This window comes from Streptomyces sp. PA03-1a, from assembly GCF_033792805.1.
Taxonomy (GTDB): Bacteria; Actinomycetota; Actinomycetes; order Streptomycetales; family Streptomycetaceae; genus Actinacidiphila.
Window position 1 is genome coordinate 1 of the sequence record NZ_JARAVO010000018.1, and the last position, 26,737, is coordinate 26,737.

Genomic DNA, 26,737 nt, shown 5'->3' on the forward strand with positions numbered 1-26,737 from the left:
CTGGGGAACCGCCCGCCGCAGGCGCAACCGCAACCACAAACGACCCGCGGACGACGACGCCCTCCGCCCACAGGGAACGTGGGCGGAGGGCGGTGCGTGGGGTGCGGCCCCGCGGGGGTTACCGCTTGCGGAGGTGGAAGGTGAGGCCGAGGGCCTCGTCGGTGAACGCGGGGCCGTAGCCCTCCTCCGGGGCGCCGGAGGCGAAGTCCGTCGCGAGGACCTCGTCCGCGACGAGCCGCGCGTGCTCCGCGAGGGCCTCCGCCAGTTCCGCGTCCGCCGCGGCCCAGCGCAGCGCGATGCGGTCCGCGACGTCCAGGCCGCTGTTCTTGCGGGCCTCCTGGACGAGCCGGATGACGTCACGGGCCAGGCCCGCGCGGCGCAACTCCGGGGTGATCTCGAGGTCGAGCGCCACGGTCGCGCCGGAGTCGGACGCCACGGACCAGCCCTCCCGCGGGGTCTCCGTGATGATCACTTCCTCCGCCGACAGGGCGACCGGCTCGCCGTCCACGAGGACCGACGCGTTGCCCTCGCGCAGCGCCAGCGACAGCGCCGCCGCGTCGCACTCGGCGACGGCCTTGGCGACGGCCTGGACGCCCTTGCCGAAGCGCTTGCCGAGGGCGCGGAAGTTGGCCTTGGCCGTGGTGTCGACCAGGGAGCCGCCGACCTCGCTCAGGGACGCCAGGGAGGCGACGTTGAGCTCCTCGGCGATCTGCGCCCGCAGTTCCTCGCCCAGTGCCTCGAAGCCCGAGGCGGCCACCAGGGCCCGCGAGAGGGGCTGGCGGGTCTTGACCCCGGACTCGGCACGCGTGGCGCGGCCCAGCTCCACCAGGCGGCGTACGAGGGCCATCTGGTCGGACAGGACGGGGTCGACCAGCGCCTCGTCCACCGTGGGCCAGCCGGCCAGGTGCACCGACCCGGGGGCGCCCGGGGTGACCGGGACGACCAGGTCCTGCCAGACGCGCTCGGTGATGAACGGCACCAGCGGCGCCATCAGCCGGGTCACCGTCTCGACGACGTCGTGCAGGGTGCGCAGCGCCGCCTTGTCGCCCTGCCAGAAGCGGCGCCGCGAGCGGCGCACGTACCAGTTGGACAGGTCGTCGACGAAGGACGAGAGCAGCTTGCCCGCGCGCTGGGTGTCGTACGACTCCAGGGCGTCGGTGACGTCCCGCACGAGCGCGCCCAGCTCGCCCAGCAGCCAGCGGTCCAGCAGCGGGCGGTCGGCCGGGGCCGGGTCGGCCTCGCCCGGGGCCCAGCCGGAGGTGCGGGCGTACAGGGCCTGGAAGGCGACCGTGTTCCAGTACGTCAGGAGGGTCTTGCGGACGACCTCCTGGATCGTGCCGTGGCCGACCCGGCGGGCCGCCCAGGGCGAGCCGCCGGCCGCCATGAACCAGCGCACGGCGTCGGCGCCGTGCTGGTCCATGAGCGGGATGGGCTGCAGGATGTTGCCCAGGTGCTTGGACATCTTCCGGCCGTCCTCGGCGAGGATGTGGCCCAGGCAGACCACGTTCTCGTAGGCGTTCCGGTCGAAGACCAGGGTGCCGACCGCCATCAGCGTGTAGAACCAGCCGCGGGTCTGGTCGATCGCCTCGGAGATGAACTGCGCCGGGTAGGTGCCCTCGAAGAGCTCCTTGTTCCGGTACGGGTAGCCCCACTGCGCGAACGGCATGGAGCCCGAGTCGTACCAGGCGTCGATGACCTCGGGCACGCGCACGGCCTCGGCGGAGCACTGCGGGCACGCGAAGGTGACGTCGTCGATGAAGGGCCGGTGCGGGTCGAGGCCGGTCTGGTCGGTGCCGGTCAGCTCCGACAGCTCGGACAGCGAGCCGACGCAGGTGAGGTGGCCCTCCTCGCAGCGCCAGATGGGCAGCGGCGTGCCCCAGTAGCGGTTGCGGGACAGCGCCCAGTCGATGTTGTTGTTGAGCCAGTCGCCGAAGCGGCCGTGCTTGACCGCCTCCGGGTACCAGTTGGTGCGCTCGTTCTCGCGGAGCAGGGCGTCCTTGACCGCGGTCGTGCGGATGTACCAGGACGGCTGCGCGTAGTAGAGGAGCGCGGTGTGGCAGCGCCAGCAGTGCGGGTAGCTGTGCTCGTACGGCAGGTGCCGGAAGAGCAGCCCGCGCGCCTGCAGGTCGTCGACGAGGGCCTCGTCGGCCTTCTTGAAGAACTGGCCGCCGACGAGCTCCAGGTCCTCCTCGAAGGTGCCGTCGGGGCGCACCGGGTTGACCACGGGCAGGCCGTAGGCGCGGCAGGTCTTGAGGTCGTCCTCGCCGAAGGCGGGCGCCTGGTGGACCAGGCCGGTGCCGTCCTCGGTCGTCACGTACTCGGCGTTGACGACGAAGTGCGCGCCCTCCATCTCCACCAGGTCGAAGGGCCGGTCGTACGTCCAGCGCTCCATCTCGCGGCCGGTGAAGCGCTGCCCGGTGGCCTCCCAGCCTCCCCCTGGGCCTGACGGCCCGGGAGGTGCCCCCACGCCGAGCGCCTTGCCGAGCAGCGGCTCGGCGACGACCAGCTTCTCCCGGCCGTCGGTGGCGACGACGTAGGTGACGTCGGGGTGGGCGGCGACCGCGGTGTTGGAGACCAGCGTCCAGGGGGTGGTCGTCCACACCAGGAGCGCGGCCTCGCCCGCGAGCGGGCCGGAGGTGAGCGGGAAGCGCACGTAGACCGAGGGGTCGACCACGGTCTCGTAGCCCTGCGCCAGTTCGTGGTCGGACAGGCCGGTGCCGCAGCGCGGGCACCAGGGTGCGACGCGGTGGTCCTGGACCAGCAGGCCCTTGTCGAAGATCTGCTTCAGCGACCACCAGACGGACTCGATGTACTCCGGGTCCATCGTCCGGTAGGCGTCGTCGAGGTCCACCCAGTACCCCATGCGGGTGGTCAGCTCGGCGAAGGCGTCGGTGTGCCGGGTCACGGACTCGCGGCACTTGGCGTTGAACTCGGCGATGCCGTACGCCTCGATGTCCTTCTTGCCGGAGAAGCCCAGTTCCTTCTCGACGGCGAGCTCGACCGGCAGGCCGTGGCAGTCCCAGCCGGCCTTGCGGGTCACGTGGTGGCCCTGCATCGTCTTGAAGCGCGGGAAGACGTCCTTGAAGACGCGGGCCTCGATGTGGTGCGCGCCGGGCATGCCGTTGGCGGTGGGCGGGCCCTCGTAGAAGACCCATTCGGGCTTGCCCTCGGTCTGCTCGAGGGAGCGGGCGAAGACCTTGTTCTCCTGCCAGAACGCGAGCACCTCGTGCTCGAGCGCGGGCAGGTCGACCTGGGCGGGGACCTGGCGGTACTGCGTCATCGGATTCTGCCTCCGGCGGACACGTCGCGTGCGTATTCCGTCGGAGGGACGAGAGCACGTGCTGTGACTGCTCCCGCGGTACCACCCTCCTTGGCTGCGGACGGGCCCTCGCGGGCTCGCTCCGCAACCCCCTCATTGGGGTCGCGCTACCGGGTCTACTCGCCCTCGCGGGCTTTCTTCCGGCGGCTCCGGGGTGATCTTCACGTCGCGCACACCCCCGGGCTTCCACCGTCCCCGGGTCGCTATGGGCTGCGTACGGCGCTACTCGTCCCCTTCCACGCCTTTCGCTCCGCCCAGTGTAAGGGGCTGCGGGGTGCCGTGTCGGCCGGGTTTCCGCGGGGAGCCGGTGTGACCCGAATGGCCCGGTCCGCACCCTGTTACCCGTTGGTACCGGAATACCTCGTGGAGAGCTGGGCACAACCGATGCAGACCTGCCTCCCGACCCGGAGCGGCAGGCGGATCAGGCGGCGTGCCCCGTTGCCGCGGGTCCGGAGTCGATTTATCGTTCCGGCACGATTCGCGAGCAAGATCACAATATGTGAAGGGGCCTCGGCCATGGTGGGGAAGAAGACCACCGTCACGAAGAAGACGACGGCGAAGAAGACGGCACCGGCGGCCGCCTCCGCGGCCCGCAGGAGCGCCGCGCCCACCGCGCGGAAGGCGGCGGCCAAGCGCCCCACCAGGGCCGCGTCCCCCGCTCGCAGCGACACCGCCACGGCCGGCGAAGGAGCGGCCGAGGGGAAGCGGACCCCCGCGAAGCGGGTGGTCCCCCGTACGTCCGCGCCGCCGGAGAAGGCGGCGCCGGCCACCAGGACGACCGCGAAGAAGGCCGCGGCCGGGAAGAAGGCGCCCGCGAAGAAGGCTGTCGTACGCAAGGCGGCACCCGCCGCGAAGAAGGCCGCGGCGCCCGCCGCGGGGAAGACCGCGGCCGAGGCCGCAGGAAAGAAGGCGGCCGTGGCGGAGGAGACGACGACCAAGGCGGCGTCCACACGGAAGACCGCGGCACGCACCGCGAGGAAGACCGCGCCTCCCGCCAAGAAGGCGGTCACGGCGGCGGAGAAGCCCGCGAAGGCGCCGGCCGCGGCGAAGAAGGCCGCACCGGCGAAGAAGGCCGCGCCCGCGGGGAAGGCCGCGAAGACGTCCAAGACCGCCAAGACCGCCAAGACCGCCAAGACCGCGGGTACGGCCGCGACGGCCGCACCCGCGAGGACCGCGAAGACCGGCACGACCCCCGCCCGAGCGGCGGCGAGGACCACGAGGGCCACGAAGGCCACGAAGACGGGAGCCAAGACGGTGGCAGCGAAGAAGACGGCGGCCGGTACGGCCGCGGCAGGGGCGTCCGCCTCCGCGGTCCCCACGGCCCGCATCGCCGAGGCGGCGGGCGTCGTCGCCGCGGGCGACCTGGCCGTACGGCCCGACGAGGAGCCGTGGTCCGAGGAGGAGGTGGACGCGGCGCGCGCCGAACTGCTGGCCGAGATGGACCGGCTGCGGTCCGAGATCTCCACCTCGGAGGACGCCATCACCGGGCTGCTGCGCGACTCGGGCGACGGCGCCGGCGACGACCAGGCCGACACCGGAACCAAGAACATCACGCGCGAGCACGAGATGGCGCTGACCGCCAACGCCCGCGAGATGCTCGCGCAGACCGAGCACGCGCTGGAGCGGCTGGACTCCGGCACGTACGGGCTCTGCGAGTCCTGCGGCAAGCCGATCGGCAAGGCGCGGATGCAGGCCTTCCCCCGTGCGACGCTCTGCGTGGACTGCAAGCAGCGCCAGGAACGCCACTGACCGCGGACACGGGGAATCGCGGGGCCCGAACCCCCGCAGCCCCGCTGTTCGGACGTATGTGCCGTAACCTCGTCTGCGTCAGGATCCGGACTGGCGCAGATCAGGGCTGAAGGACTCACATGGCGAAGGCACAGGAGACCGCGGCGGACACGGCCGAGGAGCCGACCGGCGGTACGGACGAGGTCACCGGCAAGGGGCCGCGGCGGATCGCCGTGCTGCTCGGCGTCGCGGCGCTCGCGTACGTCCTCGACCTCCTCTCCAAGATCTGGGTGGTGACCAGCCTGGAGGGGCACGAGCCCATCGACGTGTTCGGCAGCTACCTGCGCCTGGAAGCGGTGCGCAACGCCGGCGCGGCCTTCGGCTTCGGCCAGGGCATGACCATCGTCTTCACGGTGATCGCGGTCACGGTGATCGTGGTGATCGCCAGGATCGCCCGCAAGCTGCACAGCGTGCCGTGGGCGATCGCGCTGGGGCTGCTGCTCGGGGGCGCCTTCGGCAACCTCACGGACCGGGTGTTCCGCGCGCCGGGCTTCCTGCAGGGGCACGTGGTCGACTTCATCGCGCCGACCCACTTCGCGGTCTTCAACCTGGCCGACTCGGCGATCGTCTGCGGCGGCATCCTGATCGTCCTGCTGTCCTTCCGCGGTCTCGACCCGGACGGAACCGTCCACAAGGACTGAGCCGGGATCGGGGCGGCGGAGGACGCCCCGCGGATCCGGCATACTCGATCAGGTGAGTATGCCTGCCGAAGTTCGATCCCTTCCCGTCCCCGATGGCCTCGAGGGCGAGCGCGTCGACGCCGCCATCGCCCGCATGTTCGGTTTCTCGCGGACCAAGGCGGCCGAGCTGGCCGCCGCCGGGAAGGTGACGATCGACGGCAGCGAGGCCGCCAAGTCCGACCGGGTGTCGGGCGGTGCCTGGCTCGAGGTCGAGATGCCCGCGCCGCCGCGCCCGGTGGAGGTCGTCGCCGAGCCGGTGCCCGGCATGCGGATCGTCCACGACGACGAGCACGTGGTCGTGATCGACAAGCCCGTGGGCGTGGCCGCACACCCCAGCCCCGGCTGGACCGGCACCACGGTCATCGGCGGCCTGGCCGCCGCCGGCTACCGGATCTCCACCTCCGGCGCCGCCGAGCGCCAGGGCATCGTCCACCGGCTCGACGTCGGCACCTCGGGGCTGATGGCCGTCGCCAAGTCGGAGATCGCGTACAGCGACCTCAAGCAGCAGTTCCGGGAGCGCACGGTCGACAAGCGTTACCACGCGCTGGTCCAGGGCCATCCGGACCCGCTCAGCGGCACCATTGACGCGCCGATCGGCCGCCACCCCAACCACGACTACAAGTGGGCCGTGACCGCCGACGGCAAGCCCAGCGTCACGCACTACGACCTCGTCGAGGCGTTCCGCGCGGCCTCCCTGCTCGACATCAAGCTGGAGACCGGCCGCACCCACCAGATCCGGGTCCACATGGCCGCCCACCGCCACCCCTGCGTCGGCGACCTGACCTACGGGGCCGACCCCACCCTCGCCAAACGGCTGAAGATCACCCGCCAGTGGCTGCACGCCGTCCGCCTGGGCTTCTCCCACCCCGAGGACGGCCGCTGGGTGGAGTTCGAGAGCTCCTACCCCGACGACCTGCAGTACGCCCTCGACGCCGTGCGAGCCGACAGTGCCTGAGACCTACGAGGTCCGGGTCGCCACCGACCCGGACGACCTGAAGGCGTACTACGCGGTGCGGCACGAGGTCTTCGTCGTCGAGCAGAAGGTCCCCGCCGAGCTGGAGTACGACGCCCACGACACCGACGCCGTGCACGTCCTGGCCACCGGCCCCGGGGGCGGCCTCGGCGCGGGCCGGCTCCTCCTCGGCGAGGACGGCACCGGCATCCTCGGCCGGCTCGCCGTGACCGGCGCGTCCCGCGGGCTGGGCATCGGCGTGGCCCTGGTGCGCGCCATCGAGGACGAGGCCCGGCGGCACGGCCTGTCCGCCGTCGAGCTGCACGCCCAGTCGCACGCCGTCGGCTTCTACGAGCGCCTGGGCTACACGTCCTTCGGCGAGGAGTACGAGGAGGCGGGCATCCCGCACCTGTCGATGAGGCGCGTGCTCTGACCGGGGCGGAGGCAGCCGACATGCCACGCTAGGGGTGTGGATCAACTCGCGCTGTTCTTCGCCCTGATGCTCGCGGCCATCGTCATGGTGCCGCTGGGCGACCGGATGGGGCTGCCGTCGCCCGTGCTGATGACACTGCTCGGGGTCGTGCTGGCCCTCCTGCCGTTCGTGCCGAACGTCGAGATCAACCCCGAGCTCATCCTGCCGCTCGTGCTGCCGCCGCTGCTCTACGCCTCCGTACAGCGCACGTCCTGGCGGCAGTTCGCCGTCAACAAGAAGGCCATCTTCCTGCTGGCCGTCGCACTGGTGCTGATCACCACCGCGGCGGTGGGCGCCATCGCCAACGCCGTCGTCCCCGGCATCTCGCTGGCCGCCGCCCTCGCGCTTGGCGCGCTGGTCGCCCCACCCGACCCGGTGGCCGCGACCGCCGTCGCCGGGCGCCTCGGCCTGCCGCGCCGCATGGTGTCGACCCTGGAGGGCGAGGGGCTGTTCAACGACGTCACCGCGATCGTCGTCTACAACGTCGCCGTCGCCGCGGCCGTGACCGGCTCCTTCTCCTGGCCCGAGGCGCTCGGCGAACTGCTGCTGTCGGCGGTGGTCGCGGTCGGCGTCGGCGTCGTGCTCGGCTGGACCGCCTCCAAGCTGATGGGCGTCGTAGGGGACCCGACCCTGCAGATCGGGCTCTCGCTGCTCGTCCCGTTCGCCTCGTACGCGATCGCCGACGAGGCGCACGGCTCCGGCGTCCTCGCGGTGCTCACCACCGCGCTGTTCCTCGCCGAACACGCCCGCGACGCCGACGACGTGACCGGGCGACTGGTCGGCGCCACCTTCTGGGAGGTCGTCGACACGCTCGTCACCGGCGTCGCCTTCGGCCTGATCGGCCTGGAGCTGCACAACGTCTTCGGCGTCGGCGCCGGCCGGTGGGGCACGATGCTGAGCCACGCGGCGATCGTCGTCGGCGCCGTCGTCCTCGTACGGCTGGCCTACCTGATGCCGGCGGCAGCGGTGACCAGACGGCTGCACAAGCGGCGCGACCTCGACGAGGACATCCCGATGTCCTGGCGGGAGACCGTCGTCATGTGGTGGGCCGGCATGCGCGGTGTGGCGTCCGTCGCCCTGGCGCTGGCCATCCCGCACACCACGGAGGCCGGCGAGGCCTTCCCGGCGCGTGACGAGATCCTCTTCATCGCCTTCTCCGTCGTCCTCACCACCCTCGTGCTGCAGGGCCTCACCCTTCCGCAGGTCGTCAAACGGCTCGGGGTCAGCAGCGACACCCAGGTGGAGCACGACATGGAGATGCTGCTCGCGCTGCGCGCCATGGCCGCCGCCAAGCAGCGGCTGAAGGAGGTCGAGGCGACCGAGGACTTCTCCGAGGAGGTCTCCGAACTCCTGCACCGCCGCGCCTTCGACGTCGGGGCCCGGATCTGCCCCGACATCGTCGACGACGAGAAGCGCGAGCGGCACACCGCCCGCGTGCGCCGCATCAGGACCGTCGAGCGCGTCCAGCGCGACATGCTCTCCGCCGCCCGGCACGAGGTCCTCGCGGCCCGCAGCGAGCCCGGCTACGACCCCGAGATCGTCGACCGGGTGCTGCGCCAGCTCGACGTGCGCAGCCTGCGCGTGTCCCGGTAACCGGCCCGGCGCGTTGCCTAGCGGGATCCGGGGCCGGGACCGATGTCCTCGGCCCCGGGTGTGGCCTGCTCCCGGTCCGGGGCCTCGGCCAGGCCGGGGGCGGTGGCGGTGTTGATGCGCGGCAGTGCGTACGGGTGCTCGCGGCGCAGCCAGTCGATCATCTGCTCCCGCACCACGCAGCGCACCGTCCAGATGTCGTCCGCGTCCTTCGCCGTGGCCAGCGCCCGCACCTCGATCGTGGACGGGGTGGTGTCCGTCACCACCAGGCCCCAGGCCCGGCCGTCCCACTGCTCGCACTCCTTGAGGACGTCGTGGAGGCGTCCGCGCATCAGGTCGACGGGCGTGGCGTGGTCCAGGTGGAAGTAGACGGTGCCGGTCATCCGGGCGTTGCCGCGGGACCAGTTCTCGAAGGGCTTGCTGGTGAAGTACGAGACCGGCATGGTGATCCGCCGCTCGTCCCAGGTGCGGACCACCAGGTAGGTGAGGGTGATCTCCTCCACCGTCCCCCACTCGCCCTCCACGACCACCGCGTCGCCGATCCGGACCATGTCGCCGAAGGCGATCTGCAGCCCCGCGAAGAGGTTGCCCAGCGTCGACTGGGCGGCTATGCCGGCGACGATGCCGATCAGCCCCGCGGAGGCCAGCATCGAGGCGCCGAAGCCGCGCATCGCGGGGAAGGTCAGCAGCATGGCCGCGATCGCCACCACGCCGACGACCGCGGTGACCACCCGCTGGATCAGGCTCACCTGCGTCCGCACCCGCCGCACCCGCGCCGCGTCCTGGGCGGCGGAGGCGTAGCGCGAGTAGGAGGCCTCCACGACGGCCGCCGCGACCCTGACGACCAGCCAGGCACAGGCCCCGATCAGCACCAGCGTCAGCACCTGCCCGATCCCGCGGGTGTGGCCGCGGGCCAGGTGCGTCTGTTCGTACGAGCCGCGCAGCAGCGAACTGCAGATCACCAGCTGGAGCGCCAGCCGGGCGCGGCGCAGCAGGTTCCACAACGGGGTCTCCGGGTGCCGGGCGTCCGCCCGGCGCAGCGCGTGGTCCACGGCCCAGCCCACGGCGAGCGTGACGACGAGGGAGCCGCCCACCACGCCGAGCGGTCGTATGACGGAATCCATGTCTTCGACGGTAACGGGCATGATGGAGCCCGTACCCGACCGTGCGCCGATCATGGGAAGTGAAATTGTGAGCTCGGGCATGACCATCGTGCTGTTCCACTCGGCCTACGGACTCCGTCCCGCCGTGCACGCCGCCGCCGACCGGCTGCGCGCGGCCGGCCACGAGGTGCACGTGCCCGACCTCTACGAGGGCCGCACCGCGGACACCGTCGAGGAGGGCATGGCCATCAAGGACGAGATCGGCCGCGACGAACTGCTGATGCGCGCCGTCACCGTCTCCGGCCCGCTCTCCGGCCGCGGCCTGGTCTACGCCGGGTTCTCGCTGGGCGGTTCCATCGCGCAGAACCTCGCCCTCGCCGACGACAGGGCCCGCGGCCTCCTGCTGCTGCACGGCACCTCCGACATCGCCGACGACGCGGCCACCGACCTCCCCGTCCAGCTGCACGTCGCCGAGCCCGACCCCTTCGAGCCCGACGACTGGCTGAACGCCTGGTACCTGCGCATGCGCAAGGCGGGCGCCGACGTGGAGATCCACCGCTACCGGGGCGCCGGACACCTCTTCACCGACCCGGACCTCGACGACTACGACGCGGAGGCGGCCGAGCAGACCTGGGCGGTCGCCCTGGACTTCCTCGCCGACCTCGCGGCGGAGGCCGGGACGGCGGGGGAGGCGTAACGCCGTTGCGGACGGGGGCCGTTGTCAGTGCCCGCTGAGATCATCGGGGACATGGGTGTTCTCTACGGGTACTACTCCGCCGCCGACGACAAGGACGCCGCACGCGCCGTGGTCCGGGAGTTCCGTGAGCTGTGCGAGTTCCGGGGGCCTCGCGAGCTCCGCGAGGCCGACGGCGACGGTCGCGACGAGCACGTGACCCAGGGCATAGACCCGGTCGTGGAGTTGCTCCCCGCGGAGGTGCTCATCACCGGCCGCGCCCCCGAGGACGTGCGCTCCGACCCGCGCCGCGGCGCCCTGGTGGGCGTGGCCGGCGAGGGCAGGGTGGTCGCCGTCTCGCTCACCGACAGTTTCCGCGACGCCCTCGCCGCCTTCGACGCGGACCTGCTGGACGACGTCGCCATGGGGTGGTCCCGCACCTCCGGGGGTCTCCACGGCGTCCACGGCCCGGACGTCCTCGGGCTGTTCCTCAAGGAACTCGCCGGGCTGGCCGGCCGCGCGGCGGCGGGCGGACGGCGGCTCTACTGCTGGATCCGCCCCTGAGCGAAGGCGGCCCCGCGCGGCCCGGCGGCCGCGGCGAGCAGCAGGAGCGCGGCCGAGGGCAGGAACACGTACATCGCCGGCACCGCGCCGATGACGGACCAGGTGACCAGCGCCAGCGCGATGACGACGCAGGCCTGGGCGAACACCCTGGGGAACCGCCCCAGGAGCGGTGGCAGCGCCAGCGGCACCACGGTCAGCACGAAGAAGCCTCCGTAGTAGCTGTCCAGCCCGAAGAGCAGCCCGGGCACGGCCGCGGCCAACGCCCCCACCGCGAGCACCCACTGCCGCCGCCCGATCCCCGCCCGCGCTTCCGGTCGCCCCACCTCAGCCCTCATGGCCGCCCCTTCCCCCTGGCGAAGAGCACTTTGAACGCGTTCAACCTAGCGGATCGAGGCCCGGCTCAGTACCAGCGGCTGAACGCGGCGGCACCGAGGCCGGACCGGGCGGCGTGACGCAGCACACGCACGGGGGCGTCGAGCAGCTCGGCCCCGTCGAACTCCGGGGCGTCGCCCATGCCGCGCATCCAGCCGGCCACGCGGGAAAGGACCTCGTCCCGCCGGGCGCCGGAGACGTCCAGGGCCCGCACGACCCGGGGGAGTGCCGCCACCACCTCGTCATGGCTCAGCAGGAACTCGCCGAACCTGCCGGGCAGCAGGGCCGAAGCCTCCGCGCCGAGACCGTGCAGCAGCGCCGCGACCGGGCTCGCCTTACGGGCGACGGCGGCGAACGGGCCGTCGCCCCCGGTCGTCGGCATGAGCTCCATGAGCTCGTCCTGAAGGGTCAGCGCGGGCTCGTCGTCGGGGGCGGTGTTGCAGTGCACGAGTTCGGCGAACCGCAGCGCGGCCGGGGTGGGGGACGCGCCACCTGAGCCGTCCGCGGTGCCATCGAAGAAGCGCTCCGCGTCACCTCCGCCCGACCACCAGGCGAGCGCCTGCGCGTGCACCGGTGGCAGGTCCTCGTCTCCGGTGCCCCGCCGGGCCGCGTGCCGGGACAACGCCCGTGCCTCGTCGTCGGGGACGGCCCCGACCACCCAGACGCCCATCACGCTCACGGCCCCCACCCACCTCCCGGTTCGATCCCGACCGTATCCAAGGGGGCCGGAGGGAGCGTGGCGGGGCGTCACGTCGTGGATGACGGTCGGCACGGCGCCTGGGCCTGCCGCCGCCACCGCCGATCGCCACGACGGCCTACGCGTGCTCGTTCCGCGCGACGGCAACGTTCGTTGCCGTTCCGGGGACGGCCGGGGTGGAATGGGCGGATGGAAGACCTGTCCTCGATCGCCGCCGCCCTGGCGGAGGTCGGCCCCCGCCTCAAACGCCTGCGCACGCAGCGGGGCGTCACGCTGGCCGCGCTGTCCGAGTCCACGGGCATCTCCACGAGCACCCTGTCCCGCCTGGAGACCGGCGGGCGCCGCCCCAGCCTCGAACTCCTCCTCCCGATCGCCCGGGCGCACCGCGTACCGCTGGACGAACTGGTCGGCGACCCGGAGGCCGGCGACCCCCGGGTACGCCTCAAGCCCCGCCGCGTGAACGGCCGTACCGTCCTGCCGCTGACCCGGCAGCCGGGTTCCCCGCAGGCCTGGAAGGTCGTCGTCCCGGCGGGCCAGTGCGAGCCCGACCTCCGTGTCCACGAGGGCTACGAGTGGCTGTACGTGCTCTCCGGACGCCTCCGACTCCTGCTGGGCGACCGCGAGGTCGTCCTCGGCGTCGGTGAGGCCGCCGAGTTCGACACCCGGATGCCGCACTGGTTCGGCAGCGCCGGTGACCAACCCGTCGAGATCCTCAGCCTCTTCGGCCGCCAGGGCGAGCGCATGCACGTCCGGGCCAGGCCCAGCCGGGGGAAGGGGCGCGGCGGTGACGGCTGAGGACGAGCTGGCTGATCGCGCTTTCCCCGTCGCAGTAACGCAGTAACCTCCGTCCGGAACGGGGGAGACGGGTGGGGACGGTGGGGGAAGTCCAGGGGCCGCTCGCGTCGGCAGAGGCCCTCATGCGCGGCGCAGCCCGGACAGGGATGCTCCGCGAATCGGACGTGGCCCTCAAAGGGGTGCTCGTCTGGGTCACGGTGGGGTTCGCCGGAACCTGGATCGCGGTCGCCGTCCGGCGCCGGCGACGCCTGTGCGCGGCCATCGCACAGCCGCCCGCACTCGTCGGTCGGCCACAAGGCCCTTTCGCCTGACCGGCTACCGGTACCAGTCGCCGCCATCGGCGAGGGCCCGCCGCAGATAATCGTCCAGCTCCCGCGCAGCCCACAGCCGACTGTCGTCCTCGTGGTCCCACACGAAGATGTCCGGACGCTTGGGCGTCTGCACGAAGGCGAACTGGTCACCCCCGCCGTTGTCACCGAAGAACAGCAGGGCGTCGAAGGGCATGTACAGGCCAGGGAACGCATCGGGAGACCAGAACAGCAGATTCTGTTCCACGATCCGATGCAGGGACCAGACGACGTCCTTGCCGTAGGTGCCGACCATCCCGTCGGCCTCCAGCAGCAGGGCGGCCAACTGCGCGGGCAGGGCCCGCCCCAGACGCTGCTCGGCCTCGGCGAGGGCTGCCCGGTCAACCGGTGGTCGAAATGCGACGTCGGGCAGGAGCTCGGCAGCGGTCTCTTTCCACATCAGCGCAGCATATGCGGCGGGCTGGTCAACCGGTCAGCTTCCGGATACGCCGGCGCCGGTCTTGAGCCGAAAGCTCAACTGGGCCCCCACCTCTCGGAAACCGAGCGCGCCCGCAACCCTTCGGGACGGCTCGGGCCGAGCTCTCCACTGAGGTAGGAGACCCGCATCGAGAGCATGAGCCACTGCTGCGGAGGCCACGGTCTTCGCCAACCCATGACCGCGGCGCTGCGGTGCCGTGAGTACCGACACATGAGCAGTACTCCCGGGCCACAGCCGATATCCCGCTGCGGCCACGACCTCGCCGCCGTCGAGGACGACGAACGCAGGCGAAGAGATCTCATCCAGGCCGCTTTCGCCGGCGTCTTCGTGCCCCGCTGCCCCGAGCAAGGCCAGCAGGTCAGGGTGTTCCGCGGGCAGGCGCACCACAGCCCGGTCCGTGGGCGCAGGACGGAACTCCACGTCGGACAGGTAAGCGAGGGTGGCCGGACCGAGTACCTCGATGACGGGCAGTACCGTCCGGAGCGCGTCCGTCCGGACGAGGGCGTCCGGAGGAATCCCAGCGGTGGCTTTGCACAGCAGGCCGGCGACCTCGGCTGTCGGAACCGTGACGATCCCTGCTCCGCCCAGCACCACGACCCCACACCACGAAGGGGGACACAACCCCGACCCCGGTGAGACGACCACCTGGGCCGCGGAGCGTCCGAATTCGACAGGTGCGCGGGCCAGTTCCCGCCACAGGGCTTGAGCACGAGCCGTCAGGTCGTCAGGCATGCGTGGATCCTGCCATTCGAGTGCCCAGTGCGAGGCGGCGTGAGCACAGGAGCCGGCCCGATCGGCGGCCGGTGTACGGGCCCGGATCTCTTGCGACCTCCGGCGCGACGTTCGCGGGGTCGGTCCGACGCGGCCGCTACGATCACCCCATGACGTCCCATCAGGTGGATGCCGCGTAGGGCGCCGCGCGAGGTGAGGGCCGCGGGGTCCGATGAACGAGGCAGTGATGCGGTGAGCTCGTTGCTCATCGGCACGTGTCCTGGGCAGCCCGTGTGCGCCGCCGTTCACACGTACCTCTTCGTCGACGGTCTCGACATGGTCGCGCGCAGCGACAGCAGGATGGCCGGCCTCGATCCGAGGCGGCTGCTCCGGCCGGGCGGGCCGCTTTATCCGACGGACATGCCGCGTGAGGTGGAGGTGGCAGCCCAGGGGCAGGCCGGGTCGGGGCCGGGCAGGCTGGGCATCCGGCTCCGGCTCCGGCTCCGGGGCGGGACGGTCATCTGGTCCGGCCTGATGTACCCCGGCATCGATGGCAGACCCGTCGAAGAGGTGCGCTTCCGCCTCGAGCAGTACCTGGGCGAGGTGGAGCGTGCCTATGCGGTCGTCACCGCCGACCGGCGGCCCACGGCGGGTGGCTAGGCCCCTGCCCTCGTCCTCATCCGCATGCATCGGTGGACCGACACGCCCACGCCGACGGCGAGGCATCCCGGCAGGCCGGTCGAGAGTGCCACGCCGGTCTCGCCGTCAGGATCTCCGATGCCGTCAGGAGTCGGCTCGATTCCGTACCTCACCGACAACGCGGGCGCCGCCCACGTCCGCCTCTCCGCGGCCGACCTCGCCGACCTCGACGCCATACCGGCCCCCGTCGGCGCGCGCTACTGACCCGACCGCCCCGGCACGCGGGGGCGCGGGACGATACCGCGCCCCCGCGGCGTGCCTTGCCCGCTACGGATCACGTGTGCAAAGCCCGGAATCGCCGAAGGCCACGAAGGTCAGCGTCGACATGGCCAGCACCATCGACGCACACACCCGCCTCGTAGTTGAAGCGCTGCGGCGCGCGTAGCTGTGCACGAAGTCCTCATGCGGGTGCCGCCCCGCAAGCGAGCGCCGTCACGGGGCCGTCGCCCGGCTGGAGGTCAGGTGATGCCAGGGGTGGCTGCAGTTGTGGACACGGCACAGTGCCCTGCGACTGCCGTCCGCGACGGCCAGCAGGGCGATCAGGAGGCGGAAGGCCTTCAGTCGCTCGTGCTGCGGGGTCAGCCCGGCGACCCTCCCCACCTGGTCCTCGATTCGTCCTCGAACGAGCATGACCGCAGGAGTGTGGGTCGGCCGGAGACCGGAACGCCGGATGCTCTCCAGGGCTTCCTCGGCGGTGGGGTGGGCTTGGAAGCAGAACCCCGCCAGCAGGCACAGCGTCCCGGTTTGCTCGTCCTCGGGGAGGGATGCGAACCATGCGATCCCCTCGTCGAGCGGGCGCAGGTCCTGGGCGAGTTCGTTCAGGTACTCCCCGGTGCCCGCTCTGTATCGCACGGCTTTCCCTCTCTCCTCGGCCGTCCACCCATCGTCATCTGCCCGAGGCCACCGCCGCATCCCCTCTGATGGAGGGAACTGTCCCCTTTGCCGCCATCTATTCTGGTGGCGCGACCGCAGGTTCGCGCGTGCCGCTGCACGTCGTGCCGAGGACGCGATCGGCGGGCACGATGGCCCTGTGCCGTCCCTGGGCCGTGGAAGGTCGACCAGCGTTGGCGAACGTTGACAACCAGCGGCGGCGTCAACTCTGCTCAGTAGACCGATATGTGCACGTGGTCGAAGTGGTTCTGCGTGATGGACCCGCGGTCCTCCATCAACTTCCACCCCTGTTGCGGGAGTCGGCTCGACCAGATGTGCTGCTCGTAGATGACGTACCAGATGCCGTATTCGTCCGCGTGCTCCCGCACCCAGGCCACGATGGCCTCGCCCAGGGCGTCGGACTTGCCGGTGGCCTTCTTGCCGGCGGGCATGAGCATGAAGTCGCAGGCGCGGCCGAGAGGGTGTTCGCCGCCGCCGGCGATGCCGCCTTCCTCGCGGTAGCAGCCGGGGGCGCCCTCGAGGCCGCGGGGGCCGAACTCCTTGACGACGGCCTCGCGGACGGCCTCCATGCGGGCGGTGATGTGCTGCGGCCCGCGGGGTTGCTCCTTCGGCCAGTTGGCCGCGCGGACCTGTGCGGAGAGTGTGGGCCACGCCACGGCGGCCAGTACGAGGCCGCCGATCAGCAGCAGCCCGAATATGGTGCGCCGCCGGCCGCGGCGCGCGGTGTCCCGCCCCCTGGTGGTGTTCATCGCAAGCCAGAACGCGCGACCGTGGCCGGAAGTGCCCGGTTGAACGCGGTGCGACGGTGACGCGAATAACGCCCCGCCGGGGGTCGTCCCCGGGCACGCGAGCGTACGCTCCTGCGTTGGACGCGGCAGACACGGACCAGCCCAGGAGGCACAGCACCGATGGCCACAGGCATGACGACGGACGAAGAGCGCGGCGAGCGGATCCTCGAGGTCTTCGGCACCGCGTTCGGGGAGCTGCTGGCCGCCGATCCGGCCGCGTTCCGGGTCAAGTTCCGCAAGATGGCGGCGTCGGCGTTCGCCTTCTACCGGGGCACCGCGTGCCTCTACTACGCGGACCTGGCCGACACCAAGGACGGCAGCCCGTTCCTGGACGAGCGCACCTCCCGGGTGTGGATCCACGGCGACCTGCACGCCGAGAACTTCGGCACCTACCTGGACGCCAACGGCCGCCTGATCTTCAACGTCAACGACTTCGACGAGGCCTACGTCGGCCCCTTCACCTGGGACCTCCAGCGGTTCGCCGCCTCCATAGCGCTGATCGGCTACAGCAAGGCCCTGGCCGACGACGTGATCTCCGGTCTGGTGCGCAGCTACGCCACCGCCTACCGCGAGCGCGTGCGCGCCCTCGCCCAGGGCGAGGCCGTCCCCGCGCTGACGCTGGACTCGGCGCAGGGCCCGCTGCTGGACGCGCTGCGCCACGCCCGCTCGCAGACCCGGTTCGGGCTGCTGGACTCGATGACCGAGATCCGCGCCTGGGACCGCCGCTTCGGCGCGGGGGGCGGCGCCGTGGAACTGGACGGCGGCACCCGCGAGAAGGTGCTGCGGGCGTTCGAGGCGTACCTGGACACGCTGCCGGAGACCAGCCGGATCAACCCGGAGAGCCACCGCGTCAAGGACGTCGTGGGCCGCCGCGGCGTGGGCATCGGCAGTGCGGGCCTGCCCTCGTACAACATCCTCCTCGAGGGCCACACCGACGCCCTGGAGAACGACGTCGTGATCTACATGAAGCAGGGGCAGACCCCGGCGGTCTCCCGGCACATCACCGACCCGGCGGTGCGTGACTACTTCCGCCACGAGGGCCACCGCACCGTGATCTCGCAGCGCGCGCTGCAGGCGCACGCCGACCCGTACCTGGGCTGGACCGAGCTGGACGGCGTCGGCCAGCTGGTCGCGGAGGTGTCGCCGTACGCGGTGGACCTGGACTGGTCGGACATCGACGACCCGGAGCAGATCGAGGCCGTCGTCGCCGACCTCGGCCGGGCCACCGCCGGCATGCACGCGGCCGCCGACGACGAGAGCGGGCACTCGCTGGTGCCGTTCTCCACGGAGGACGCCATCGACGCGGCCATCGCCCGGGACGAGGACGGCTTCACGGAGTCCCTGGTGGAGTTCGCCCACTCCTACGGCGCCCGGGCCCGCGCCGACCACCAGATCTTCGTGGACCTGTTCCGCAACGGGCGCATCCCGGGACTCTGATCCCGGGCGCCTTGTTCGGGGGTTTAGGCATTGCTTACACACCGGCATGGCACACTCTGCGCCATGGAAGGGACCGGACCCCGGCTGAGGGCACTGCGCGCGGGATGCTTCGCCGCGCTGTGCGTGACGCTGTCCGCGACCGCCCACATCATGCTCTCGCGGGAGCCCCTGCCGATGACGACCACGGCGGGGGCCTTCGCGGGCGTCTTCGCGGTCGCGTACGCGCTCGGCCGCCGGGAGCGCGGCTACTGGCCGATCGCCGGGCTGCTCGTCCCGCTGGAACTGGCCCTCGACACGCTGTTCACCGCGGGCCAGCACACCTGTTACGGCCCCGGGGGCGGTCCCGTCACCGGCTCGTGGCGCTCGATCAACGAGGCGCTGGCCTGCCACGGCGGCGACGTCGGCGGCTCGCTCGCCACGGGGCAGGGGATGTCCGGCGCCGGCACCTCGCCGTGGCTGCTGCTCCTGGCGCACGTCTGCGTCGGCCTGGTCGCCGCCGGGTGGCTGCGGTGCGGTGAGGACGCCCTGCACCGCCTGCTGCGTGCCGCCTTCCGGCCGCTGCTCGTCGCGGTGGCCGTCTTCCGGACGGCCGGACCGCGCGGTACCGCGCGCGCCGGCGCGGCCGGGCCCGTGGCCGCCGCCCCGGCCTTGCCCCTGCTCCTGCACTCCGTCGTACGGCGAGGGCCGCCCGCCCGTCTCGGCTTCCGCTGAGCACGGCGCCCCACCCCTCACCCACGTACGCACGAGTCGGAGATCACACCACCATGAGCAAGCGAAACAGCCAGGCCGCCAAGAACGCCGCCCGTGAGCGGCTGCGCGTCGAGCGCGAGCGGCAGGCGAAGCGGGACAAGCTGCGGCGGCAGCTCGTCGTCGGCGGCAGCGTCCTGGGCGTGCTGGCGCTCGGCGCCGGCATAGCCGTGGCCGTCGTCAAGATGAACGCGCCCACCTACTGGGAGAAGGCCGCGGACAAGCCGCTGGTGAAGCCGGCCAACTCCTCGGGCAAGAACGGCACGTCGATCGTCATCGGCGACGAGAACGCCAAGCACACGCTGAAGGTGTACGAGGACCTGCGCTGCCCGGTGTGCGCGCAGTTCGAGCAGACCTCGGGCGAGACCGTCCAGAAGGACGCCAAGGACGGCAAGTACAAGATCTCGTACACCATGGGTGCCTTCCTCGACGACCGCCTCGCCCAGGGCCAGGGTTCGAAGAACGCGCTGAGCGCGCTGGGCGCCGCCCTGAATGTCAGCAAGGACGCGTTCGTCCAGTACCACACGCTGCTGTACTCCAAGGACGTCCACCCCGAGGAGACCAAGGACGACTTCGGCAGCGACGACAAGCTGATCGAACTGGCGCAGAAGGTCGACGCGCTCAAGGGCAACAAGACCTTCGAGAACGCGGTCCGCAACGGCACCTACGACAAGTGGGCGCTGACCATGGACCAGCAGTTCACCGACGACGGCATCACGGGCACGCCGACCGTGAAGCTCGACGACAAGACCATCGACAGCGTGCAGGCGATGACCGCCGACCAGTACACGGCCGCGGTCGACCAGATCATCGGCAAGGGGTAGCACCGGCCCGTGGCCGGTTCCGCCCTCCGGTCCCCGGCGTCACGCCGGGGACCGGAGGGCGAAGTCCTCCCGAACTCTTGTGCATTCGGTCCCGGAAAGGGGTTACCGGCGCGTAATCTGACGCCCCGTGACCGATACCTCTGCACCCTCACAGACCTCATCGAGAACACCGAGCCGCCGTTCGGTCGTCAAGGCCGGCGCCGTCGTGACCGGCGCCGCGCTGATACCGCTGGCGGTCTCCGCCGCCCCCGCCTCCGCCGCGCCGGGCCCCGCCTTCCTGCACGGCGTGGCCTCCGGTGACCCGCTGCCCGACGGCGTGCTGCTGTGGACGCGCGTGACTCCCCTGCCCGAGGCCGTCCCGGGCTCCGGGCTCGGCCCCGCGACCGAGGTGAGCTGGACCGTCGCCACGGACAAGGCGTTCACCTCCGTCGTGGCTACCGGCACGGCGACCACCACCGCCACCTCCGACCACACCGTCAAGGCCGACGTGCGCGGACTGCAGCCCGCCACGGACTACTGGTTCCGCTTCACGGCCGGCGGTGTGACCTCGCCGGCCGGCCGCACCCGTACCGCGCCCGCCGAGAACGCCGCCGCCGACCGGCTGCGCTTCGGGGTGGTCTCCTGCGCCAACTGGGAGGCCGGGTACTTCTCCTCCTACCGGCACCTGGCCGCCCGCGGTGACCTGGACGCCTGGCTGCACCTGGGCGACTACATCTACGAGTACGGCACCGGGGGCTACGCCGCCCGCGGCACCGTCGTCCGCCCGCACGCGCCCGCCCACGAGATCGTCACGCTGGCCGACTACCGCACCCGGCACGGGCGCTACAAGACCGACACCGACCTGCAGGCGCTGCACGCCGTGGCCCCGGTCGTGGCGATCTGGGACGACCACGAGTTCGCCAACGACGCCTGGTCCGGCGGCGCCGAGAACCACACCGAGGGCGCCGAGGGCGCCTGGACGGCCCGGGTGGCCGCCGCCAAGCAGGCCTACTTCGAGTGGATGCCGGTGCGTCCCTCGGTGGCCGGCACCACCTACCGGCGGCTGCGCTTCGGCAAGCTCGCCGACCTGTCCCTGCTCGACCTGCGCTCCTTCCGCTCCCAGCAGGCCTCGATCGGCAGCGGCTCGGTGGACGACCCGGACCGGACGATCACCGGCCGGGCCCAGCTGGACTGGCTGAAGGCCGGTCTGAAGGCCTCGGACACCACCTGGCGGCTGATCGGCAACTCGGTGATGATCTCGCCGGTCGCCTTCGGCGCGCTGCCGGACCACCTGCTGGCGCCGCTGGCGAAGCTGCTCGGCCTGCCCGCAGAAGGCCTGGCGGTCAACGTCGACCAGTGGGACGGCTACACCGACGACCGCCGCGAGATCCTGGCCCACCTGCGGGACAACGGCATCCGCAACACGGTGTTCCTGACCGGCGACATCCACATGGCGTGGGCGAACGACGTCCCGGTGAAGGCGGCGACCTACCCGCTGTCGGCCTCGGCCGCGACCGAGTTCGTGGTCACCTCGATCACCTCCGACAACCTGGACGACATCCTCAAGGTCGCCCCGGACACCGTCTCCACGGTCGCCGAGGCCGCCGTGAAGGCCGCCAACCGGCATGTGAAGTGGCTGGACATGGACTCCCACGGCTACGGCGTGCTGGACATCACCGGCGAGCGGGCGCAGATGGACTACTACGCGCTCTCCGACCGCACCGACCCGAACGCCTCGTCGACCTGGGAGCGTTCGTACCGCACCCTGTCGGGCACGCAGAAGGTCGAGCGGGTCTACTCGCCGGTACGCTGAGCCTCCCGAACGTCGATTTCCGGCCAACCCCCCGTGCCGTGCGGGGACCGGCCGGCGCGGGGCGGGCGGTGGGGAGCCCCCGGGTCCGAATCCGGACACACCGCCCGCCCCGCGTTCCGCGGTGTTACGCCGGCCGGCACGGACCCTCAAGGGTCCTTCGTTGTCTAGGGATTACCCTCTGTCCGCCAATGGGCCGGAAGGGGGCTGCACCGGTTCTGGCATGGACACATAACCTCCGGGCGGCGAGGAGGAAATTCCTCCCGTACGTCCCACGAGGAGTGCCCCCACATGTCACGCACCCCCCGTTCCCGCCGTCTCGTCGGTCTCGCCGCCGTGGCCGGAACCCTGGCCCTGCTCCCCCTCACCGGCGCGACGGCCACCGTGAGCAGCGCCTCCGCGCACGCGAGGACCCCCGCGGAGCAGTGCGCGGACAGCGGCGACGCCGCGGCCCGCAAGATGAAGGGCTCCACCGCCCACGAGCCCAACGCCATCAGCGACGCCACCGCCAAGGCGATGGACGCGGACCTGAGGAAGCGCGTCGCGAAGATCAAGGCCGAGAGCAAGGGATCCCGGGTCGCCGCCGCCGCGACGACGACCATCCCGGTCTACTGGCACGTCATCCACAGCGGCAGCACCGGCAAGCTCAGCGCCGCCGCCGTCGCCGGCCAGATAGCGGTGCTCAACGCGGCCTACGCCGGCCAGGGCACCGGCAACGTCGACTCCGGCTACCGGTTCTCGCTGGTCGCGACGGACTACACCGACAAGGCCGCCTGGTACAACCTGACCGAGGGCTCCTCGGCCGAGACCTCGATGAAGACCAGCCTCCGCAAGGGCGGCGCGAGCGCGCTCAACATCTACTCGGCCAACCTCCAGGACGACCTGCTCGGCTGGGCCACCTTCCCGAGCTGGTACGCCGGCGACCCCGAGGACGACGGCGTGGTCATCCTCGACGCGTCCGTCCCCGGCGGCTCCGCCACCAACTACAACCAGGGCGACACCGCCACCCACGAGGTCGGCCACTGGATGGGCCTCTACCACACCTTCCAGGGCGGCTGCGGCGCCAACGGCGACTACGTCTCCGACACGCCCGCCGAGAAGACCGCCGCCAGCGCCTGCCCGACCGGCCGTGACACCTGCACGGCCGGCGGGGTGGACCCCATCCACAACTTCATGGACTACACCTACGACTCCTGCATGTACCAGTTCACCGCAGGCCAGGTGAGCCGCATGAAGAGCTCGTGGGCCGCCTACCGGGCGGGCTGACGCCACCGTCCGCGTCCGGCCGGTCACGGGGCCGGCCGGCCGCGGCGGCGAGGGCGGGGAGCGCGGGAATGGCATCGGCTGTCGGACCCCCGGCGTAGGATTCCAACGCCGCCAGATGACGACCGATGCCGGAGGTGTCGCTTCCCGTGACCACGCCGTTCACCCACCTTCACGTCCACACCCAGTACTCCCTGCTGGACGGAGCGGCGCGGCTCAAGGACATGTTCAAGGCCTGCGGTGAGATGGGCATGACGCACATCGCCATGACCGACCACGGCAACCTGCACGGGGCGTACGACTTCTTCCACCAGGCCAAGGGCGCCGGGATCACGCCGATCATCGGGATCGAGGCGTACGTCGCCCCCGAGTCGCGGCGGAACAAGCGCAAGGTCACCTGGGGTCAGCCGCACCAGAAGCGGGACGACGTCTCGGCCTCCGGTTCGTACCTGCACAAGACGATCTGGGCGGCGAACGCGACGGGTCTGCACAACCTCTTCCGGCTCTCCTCCGACGCCTACGCCGAGGGCTGGCTCACCAAGTACCCGCGCATGGACAAGGAGACCATCGCCCAGTGGTCGGAGGGCCTGATGGCCTCCACCGGCTGCCCCTCGGGCGAGGTGCAGACCAGGCTCCGCCTCGGCCAGTTCGACGAGGCGGTGAAGGCCGCCGCCGAATACCAGGACATCTTCGGCAAGGAGCGGTACTTCCTGGAGCTGATGGACCACGGCATCGAGATCGAGCGCCGGGTCCGCGACGGGCTGCTGGAGATCGGCAAGAAGCTCGGCATCCCGCCGGTCGTCACCAACGACTCGCACTACACCTACGCGAGCGAGGCCGACGCCCACGACGCGCTGCTGTGCATCCAGACCGGCAAGAACGTCTCCGACCCGGACCGCTTCCGCTTCGACGGCACGGGCTACTACCTGAAGACGACGGACGAGATGTTCGCCATCGACTCCTCCGACGCCTGGCAGGAGGGCTGCCGCAACACCACGCTGCTGGTCGCGCAGCAGGTCGAGACCGAGGGCATGTTCGAGGCGCGGAACCTGATGCCCCGCTTCGACGTCCCCGAGGGGTACACCGAGGTCACCTGGTTCCGCGAGGAGACCATGCGCGGCATGCAGCGCCGCTACCCCGGAGGCATCCCGGACGACAGGATCAAGCAGGTCGAGTACGAGATGGACACCATCATCCAGATGGGGTTCCCCGGCTACTTCCTCGTCGTCGCCGACTTCATCATGTGGGCCAAGAACAACGGCATCGCCGTGGGCCCCGGCCGCGGTTCCGCGGCCGGCTCGATCGTCGCGTACGCGATGGGCATCACCGACCTCGACCCGATCGACCACGGCCTGATCTTCGAGCGCTTCCTCAACCCCGAGCGCGTCTCCATGCCCGACGTCGACATCGACTTCGACGAGCGCCGGCGCGCCGAGGTGATCCGGTACGTCACCGAGAAGTACGGCGCCGACAAGGTCGCCATGATCGGCACCTACGGCACGATCAAGGCCAAGAACGCGATCAAGGACTCGGCCCGCGTCCTGGGCTACCCGTACGCCGTCGGCGACCGCCTCACCAAGGCGATGCCCGCCGACGTCCTCGGCAAGGGCATCCCGCTCTCCGGCATCACCGACTCCTCGCACCCGCGCTACAGCGAGGCCGGCGAGATCCGCTCGATGTACGAGAACGAGCCCGACGCCAAGAAGGTCATCGACCTCGCCCGCGGCGTCGAGGGCCTGGTCCGGCAGATGGGCGTGCACGCCGCCGGTGTGATCATGTCCAGCGAGCCGATCGTGGACCACGCCCCGGTCTGGGTGCGGCACTCCGACGGCGTCACCATCACGCAGTGGGACTACCCGAGCTGCGAATCGCTCGGCCTGCTGAAGATGGACTTCCTCGGCCTGCGCAACCTCACGATCATGGACGACGCGGTCAAGCTCGTGAAGGCCAACAAGGGCGTCGACATCGAATTGCTGGCCCTGCCCTTCGACGACCCCAAGACCTTCGACCTGCTCGCCCGCGGCGACACCCTCGGCGTCTTCCAGTTCGACGGCGGCCCCATGCGCTCCCTGCTGCGCATGATGAAGCCCGACAACTTCGAGGACATCTCCGCCGTCTCGGCCCTCTACCGGCCGGGCCCGATGGGCATGAACTCGCACATCAACTACGCCCTGCGGAAGAACAAGCAGCAGGAGATCACCCCGATCCACCCGGAGCTCGAGGCCCCCCTCAAGGAGGTCCTCGACGTCACCTACGGCCTGATCGTGTACCAGGAGCAGGTGCAGAAGGCCGCCCAGATCATCGCCGGGTACTCCCTCGGCGAGGCCGACATCCTCCGCCGCGTCATGGGCAAGAAGAAGCCCGAGGAACTGGCCAAGAACTTCACCATCTTCCAGGAGGGCGCCCGGAAGAACGGCTACAGCGACCAGTCGATCCAGGCGCTGTGGGACGTGCTGGTGCCGTTCGCCGGCTACGCCTTCAACAAGGCGCACTCGGCCGCGTACGGCCTGGTGTCGTACTGGACGGCCTACCTCAAGGCCAACTACCCGGCCGAGTACATGGCCGCGCTGCTCACCTCCGTGCGCGACGACAAGGACAAGTCGGCGATCTACCTCAACGAGTGCCGCCGCATGGGCATCAAGGTGCTCCCGCCGAACGTGAACGAGTCGGACGCGAACTTCACCGCGCAGGGCGACGACGTCATCCTGTTCGGCCTCACCGCCGTCCGCAACGTCGGCCAGAACGTGGTGGACTCGATCATCCGCTGCCGCAAGTCCAAGGGGAAGTACACCTCCTTCCCCGACTTCCTCGACAAGGTCGAGGCCGTGGTCTGCAACAAGCGCACCGTGGAGTCCCTGATCAAGGCCGGCGCGTACGACGAGATGGGCCACACCCGCAAGGGCCTCACCGAGCACTACGAGCCGATGATCGACAACGTGGTCGCGGTCAAGCGCAAGGAGGCCGAGGGCCAGTTCGACCTCTTCGGCGGCATGGGTGACGACGCCGGGGGCGACGAACCGGGCTTCGGGCTCGACGTCACCTTCTCCGACGTGGAGTGGGACAAGACGTACCTCCTCGCGCAGGAGCGCGAGATGCTCGGCCTGTACGTCTCCGACCACCCGCTCTTCGGCATCGAGCACGTCCTCAACGACAAGGCGGACGCCTCCGTCTCGGCCCTGGCCGGCGACTACGCCGACGGCGCGATCGTCACCATCGGCGGCATCATCTCCGGTCTGCAGCGCAAGATGACCAAGCAGGGCAACGCCTGGGCCATCGCCACCGTCGAGGACCTCGGCGGCTCCATCGACTGCATGTTCTTCCCGGCCACGTACCAGTTGATCTCGACCCAGCTCGTCGAGGACGCCGTCGTCTTCGTCAAGGGCCGGCTCGACAAGCGCGAGGACGTGCCGCGCCTGGTGGCCATGGAACTGATGGTCCCCGACCTCACCGACGCCGGGACCAACGCGCCGGTGACGATCTCCATCCCGACGGTGAAGGTGACCCCGCCGCTGATCGCCCGCCTCGGCGAGGTGCTCGCCAGCCACAAGGGGAGCACCGAGGTCCGGGTGCGGCTGCAGGGCGCCCGCAAGACGACGGTGCTGCGGCTCGACCGCCACCGCGTCACTCCCGACCCGGCACTCTTCGGCGACCTCAAGGCCCTCCTGGGCCCCTCCTGTCTCGCCACCGCCCAGCAGCAGGCGGGCTGATCACCTCCCGCGCGAGCGGGCGGACGTGCCGAGGGTGGCACCCCTTCCGGACGGGGTGCCACCCTCGGTCGTGAGTGTCCGGCGCTCGCG

The 26,737-nt window shown here is 71.3% G+C and carries 25 protein-coding genes; 16 read left to right on the forward strand and 9 right to left on the reverse strand.

Going from position 1 to position 26,737, the window contains the following annotated elements; genetic code table 11:
- Nucleotides 1-118: 118 nt before the first annotated feature.
- Both ileS and PV341_RS05950 read right to left on the reverse strand, forming a co-directional pair.
- Nucleotides 119-3,280 carry an isoleucine--tRNA ligase gene (gene ileS / locus PV341_RS05945; protein WP_500330498.1) on the reverse strand — a complete coding sequence of 1,054 codons (3,162 nt, stop codon included), beginning with the start codon at nt 3,278-3,280 and terminating at the stop codon, nt 119-121.
- Nucleotides 3,281-3,657: 377 nt separating this feature from the next.
- Complete coding sequence (locus tag PV341_RS05950; RefSeq protein WP_500356934.1) at nt 3,658-4,569, reverse strand: hypothetical protein; 912 nt, start codon at nt 4,567-4,569, stop codon at nt 3,658-3,660.
- Between the two features lie 4 nt (nt 4,570-4,573).
- Between PV341_RS05950 and PV341_RS05955 the strand changes: the two genes are divergently transcribed.
- From PV341_RS05955 to PV341_RS05975, 5 genes are all read left to right on the forward strand, one after another.
- Nucleotides 4,574-5,068, forward strand: coding sequence for a TraR/DksA family transcriptional regulator (locus tag PV341_RS05955; RefSeq protein WP_499511352.1), 495 nt, complete (start codon nt 4,574-4,576; stop codon nt 5,066-5,068).
- A gap of 119 nt (nt 5,069-5,187) precedes the next feature.
- Nucleotides 5,188-5,748 (forward strand): signal peptidase II, encoded by a 561-nt coding sequence (gene lspA / locus PV341_RS05960; protein WP_500330501.1) that lies wholly within the window; start codon nt 5,188-5,190, stop codon nt 5,746-5,748.
- A 58-nt stretch (nt 5,749-5,806) separates the two neighbouring features.
- Entirely contained in the window at nt 5,807-6,742 is a 936-nt protein-coding gene (locus PV341_RS05965) for an RluA family pseudouridine synthase (RefSeq protein ID WP_499516802.1), read from the forward strand.
- Entirely contained in the window at nt 6,735-7,172 is a 438-nt protein-coding gene (locus tag PV341_RS05970; RefSeq protein WP_500330503.1) for a GNAT family N-acetyltransferase, read from the forward strand. The genes PV341_RS05965 and PV341_RS05970 overlap by 8 nt, the downstream gene beginning before the upstream one ends.
- 36 nt (nt 7,173-7,208) lie before the next feature.
- On the forward strand, nt 7,209-8,804 hold the full coding sequence (locus PV341_RS05975) for a cation:proton antiporter (protein WP_499511349.1): 1,596 nt from the start codon (nt 7,209-7,211) through the stop codon (nt 8,802-8,804).
- A 17-nt stretch (nt 8,805-8,821) separates the two neighbouring features.
- Here PV341_RS05975 and PV341_RS05980 read toward each other — a convergent pair whose 3' ends face one another.
- Nucleotides 8,822-9,925, reverse strand: coding sequence for a mechanosensitive ion channel family protein (locus PV341_RS05980; RefSeq protein WP_500330504.1), 1,104 nt, complete (start codon nt 9,923-9,925; stop codon nt 8,822-8,824).
- A gap of 79 nt (nt 9,926-10,004) precedes the next feature.
- On the opposite strand from PV341_RS05980, the gene PV341_RS05985 reads away from it, so the two are divergent.
- Together PV341_RS05985 and PV341_RS05990 are read left to right on the forward strand one after the other, a co-directional pair.
- On the forward strand, nt 10,005-10,601 hold the full coding sequence (locus PV341_RS05985) for a dienelactone hydrolase family protein (protein WP_500330506.1): 597 nt from the start codon (nt 10,005-10,007) through the stop codon (nt 10,599-10,601).
- A 51-nt stretch (nt 10,602-10,652) separates the two neighbouring features.
- Entirely contained in the window at nt 10,653-11,141 is a 489-nt protein-coding gene (locus tag PV341_RS05990; RefSeq protein WP_500330508.1) for a hypothetical protein, read from the forward strand.
- Here PV341_RS05990 and PV341_RS05995 read toward each other — a convergent pair.
- Together PV341_RS05995 and PV341_RS06000 are read right to left on the reverse strand one after the other, a co-directional pair.
- Entirely contained in the window at nt 11,120-11,476 is a 357-nt protein-coding gene (locus PV341_RS05995) for a hypothetical protein (protein ID WP_500330509.1), read from the reverse strand. The two genes, PV341_RS05990 and PV341_RS05995, sit on opposite strands and share 22 nt — an antisense overlap.
- A 65-nt stretch (nt 11,477-11,541) precedes the next feature.
- Nucleotides 11,542-12,192 carry a hypothetical protein gene (locus tag PV341_RS06000; protein WP_500330511.1) on the reverse strand — a complete coding sequence of 217 codons (651 nt, stop codon included), beginning with the start codon at nt 12,190-12,192 and terminating at the stop codon, nt 11,542-11,544.
- Nucleotides 12,193-12,399: 207 nt separating this feature from the next.
- Between PV341_RS06000 and PV341_RS06005 the strand changes: the two genes are divergently transcribed.
- Complete coding sequence (locus PV341_RS06005) at nt 12,400-13,005, forward strand: helix-turn-helix domain-containing protein (protein WP_500330513.1); 606 nt, start codon at nt 12,400-12,402, stop codon at nt 13,003-13,005.
- A gap of 315 nt (nt 13,006-13,320) precedes the next feature.
- Here the strand turns inward: PV341_RS06005 and PV341_RS06010 are convergent, their stop codons facing one another.
- Entirely contained in the window at nt 13,321-13,752 is a 432-nt protein-coding gene (locus tag PV341_RS06010; RefSeq protein WP_500330514.1) for an SMI1/KNR4 family protein, read from the reverse strand.
- Nucleotides 13,753-13,785: 33 nt separating this feature from the next.
- Entirely contained in the window at nt 13,786-14,523 is a 738-nt protein-coding gene (locus PV341_RS06015) for a GNAT family N-acetyltransferase (RefSeq protein ID WP_500356935.1), read from the reverse strand.
- Nucleotides 14,524-14,754: 231 nt separating this feature from the next.
- Here PV341_RS06015 and PV341_RS06020 point away from each other — a divergent pair, with 231 nt between their 5' ends.
- Together PV341_RS06020 and PV341_RS06025 are read left to right on the forward strand one after the other, a co-directional pair.
- Nucleotides 14,755-15,162 carry a hypothetical protein gene (locus PV341_RS06020; protein WP_500330517.1) on the forward strand — a complete coding sequence of 136 codons (408 nt, stop codon included), beginning with the start codon at nt 14,755-14,757 and terminating at the stop codon, nt 15,160-15,162.
- A 117-nt stretch (nt 15,163-15,279) separates the two neighbouring features.
- Nucleotides 15,280-15,405, forward strand: coding sequence for a hypothetical protein (locus PV341_RS06025; RefSeq protein ID WP_500330519.1), 126 nt, complete (start codon nt 15,280-15,282; stop codon nt 15,403-15,405).
- Between the two features lie 228 nt (nt 15,406-15,633).
- Here PV341_RS06025 and PV341_RS06030 read toward each other — a convergent pair whose 3' ends face one another.
- Nucleotides 15,634-16,053, reverse strand: a complete 420-nt coding sequence (locus tag PV341_RS06030) for a DUF5958 family protein (RefSeq protein ID WP_500356937.1) — start codon at nt 16,051-16,053, stop codon at nt 15,634-15,636.
- 251 nt (nt 16,054-16,304) lie between these two features.
- Complete coding sequence (locus PV341_RS06035; RefSeq protein ID WP_500330520.1) at nt 16,305-16,841, reverse strand: VldE C-terminal domain-containing protein; 537 nt, start codon at nt 16,839-16,841, stop codon at nt 16,305-16,307.
- Nucleotides 16,842-17,000: 159 nt separating this feature from the next.
- On the opposite strand from PV341_RS06035, the gene PV341_RS06040 reads away from it, so the two are divergent.
- The 6 genes from PV341_RS06040 (at nt 17,001) to dnaE (ending at nt 26,647) form a co-directional block, all read left to right on the forward strand.
- Nucleotides 17,001-18,317 carry a DUF2252 domain-containing protein gene (locus tag PV341_RS06040; protein WP_500330522.1) on the forward strand — a complete coding sequence of 439 codons (1,317 nt, stop codon included), beginning with the start codon at nt 17,001-17,003 and terminating at the stop codon, nt 18,315-18,317.
- A gap of 63 nt (nt 18,318-18,380) precedes the next feature.
- Nucleotides 18,381-19,028 carry a hypothetical protein gene (locus tag PV341_RS06045; protein ID WP_500330523.1) on the forward strand — a complete coding sequence of 216 codons (648 nt, stop codon included), beginning with the start codon at nt 18,381-18,383 and terminating at the stop codon, nt 19,026-19,028.
- Nucleotides 19,029-19,081: 53 nt separating this feature from the next.
- Entirely contained in the window at nt 19,082-19,888 is an 807-nt protein-coding gene (locus tag PV341_RS06050) for a thioredoxin domain-containing protein (protein WP_499511336.1), read from the forward strand.
- A gap of 127 nt (nt 19,889-20,015) precedes the next feature.
- Entirely contained in the window at nt 20,016-21,680 is a 1,665-nt protein-coding gene (locus PV341_RS06055) for an alkaline phosphatase D family protein (RefSeq protein WP_500356939.1), read from the forward strand.
- Nucleotides 21,681-21,968: 288 nt separating this feature from the next.
- Nucleotides 21,969-22,943 carry a zinc metalloprotease gene (locus PV341_RS06060; protein ID WP_500330527.1) on the forward strand — a complete coding sequence of 325 codons (975 nt, stop codon included), beginning with the start codon at nt 21,969-21,971 and terminating at the stop codon, nt 22,941-22,943.
- A 125-nt stretch (nt 22,944-23,068) separates the two neighbouring features.
- Nucleotides 23,069-26,647 carry a DNA polymerase III subunit alpha gene (gene dnaE / locus PV341_RS06065; RefSeq protein WP_500330528.1) on the forward strand — a complete coding sequence of 1,193 codons (3,579 nt, stop codon included), beginning with the start codon at nt 23,069-23,071 and terminating at the stop codon, nt 26,645-26,647.
- Nucleotides 26,648-26,737: the final 90 nt, after the last annotated feature.

What these genes read in the sequence shown, in the direction of transcription:
- PV341_RS06060 (WP_500330527.1), top strand. Translation starts at nt 21,969, where the DNA reads ATGTCACGCACCCCCCGTTCCCGCCGTCTCGTCGGTCTCGCCGCCGTG.
- PV341_RS06050 (WP_499511336.1), top strand. Translation starts at nt 19,082, where the DNA reads ATGAGCAAGCGAAACAGCCAGGCCGCCAAGAACGCCGCCCGTGAGCGG.
- PV341_RS05985 (WP_500330506.1), top strand. Translation starts at nt 10,005, where the DNA reads ATGACCATCGTGCTGTTCCACTCGGCCTACGGACTCCGTCCCGCCGTG.
- PV341_RS05965 (WP_499516802.1), top strand. Translation starts at nt 5,807, where the DNA reads ATGCCTGCCGAAGTTCGATCCCTTCCCGTCCCCGATGGCCTCGAGGGC.
- dnaE (WP_500330528.1), top strand. Translation starts at nt 23,069, where the DNA reads ATGCCGGAGGTGTCGCTTCCCGTGACCACGCCGTTCACCCACCTTCAC.
- PV341_RS06025 (WP_500330519.1), top strand. Translation starts at nt 15,280, where the DNA reads ATGCCGTCAGGAGTCGGCTCGATTCCGTACCTCACCGACAACGCGGGC.
- lspA (WP_500330501.1), top strand. Translation starts at nt 5,188, where the DNA reads ATGGCGAAGGCACAGGAGACCGCGGCGGACACGGCCGAGGAGCCGACC.
- PV341_RS05980 (WP_500330504.1), bottom strand. Translation starts at nt 9,925, where the DNA reads ATGGATTCCGTCATACGACCGCTCGGCGTGGTGGGCGGCTCCCTCGTC.
- ileS (WP_500330498.1), bottom strand. Translation starts at nt 3,280, where the DNA reads ATGACGCAGTACCGCCAGGTCCCCGCCCAGGTCGACCTGCCCGCGCTC.
- PV341_RS06010 (WP_500330514.1), bottom strand. Translation starts at nt 13,752, where the DNA reads ATGTGGAAAGAGACCGCTGCCGAGCTCCTGCCCGACGTCGCATTTCGA.
- PV341_RS05995 (WP_500330509.1), bottom strand. Translation starts at nt 11,476, where the DNA reads ATGAGGGCTGAGGTGGGGCGACCGGAAGCGCGGGCGGGGATCGGGCGG.
- PV341_RS06015 (WP_500356935.1), bottom strand. Translation starts at nt 14,523, where the DNA reads ATGCCTGACGACCTGACGGCTCGTGCTCAAGCCCTGTGGCGGGAACTG.
- PV341_RS06040 (WP_500330522.1), top strand. Translation starts at nt 17,001, where the DNA reads ATGGCCACAGGCATGACGACGGACGAAGAGCGCGGCGAGCGGATCCTC.
- PV341_RS06045 (WP_500330523.1), top strand. Translation starts at nt 18,381, where the DNA reads ATGGAAGGGACCGGACCCCGGCTGAGGGCACTGCGCGCGGGATGCTTC.
- PV341_RS06005 (WP_500330513.1), top strand. Translation starts at nt 12,400, where the DNA reads ATGGAAGACCTGTCCTCGATCGCCGCCGCCCTGGCGGAGGTCGGCCCC.
- PV341_RS06035 (WP_500330520.1), bottom strand. Translation starts at nt 16,841, where the DNA reads ATGAACACCACCAGGGGGCGGGACACCGCGCGCCGCGGCCGGCGGCGC.
- PV341_RS05990 (WP_500330508.1), top strand. Translation starts at nt 10,653, where the DNA reads ATGGGTGTTCTCTACGGGTACTACTCCGCCGCCGACGACAAGGACGCC.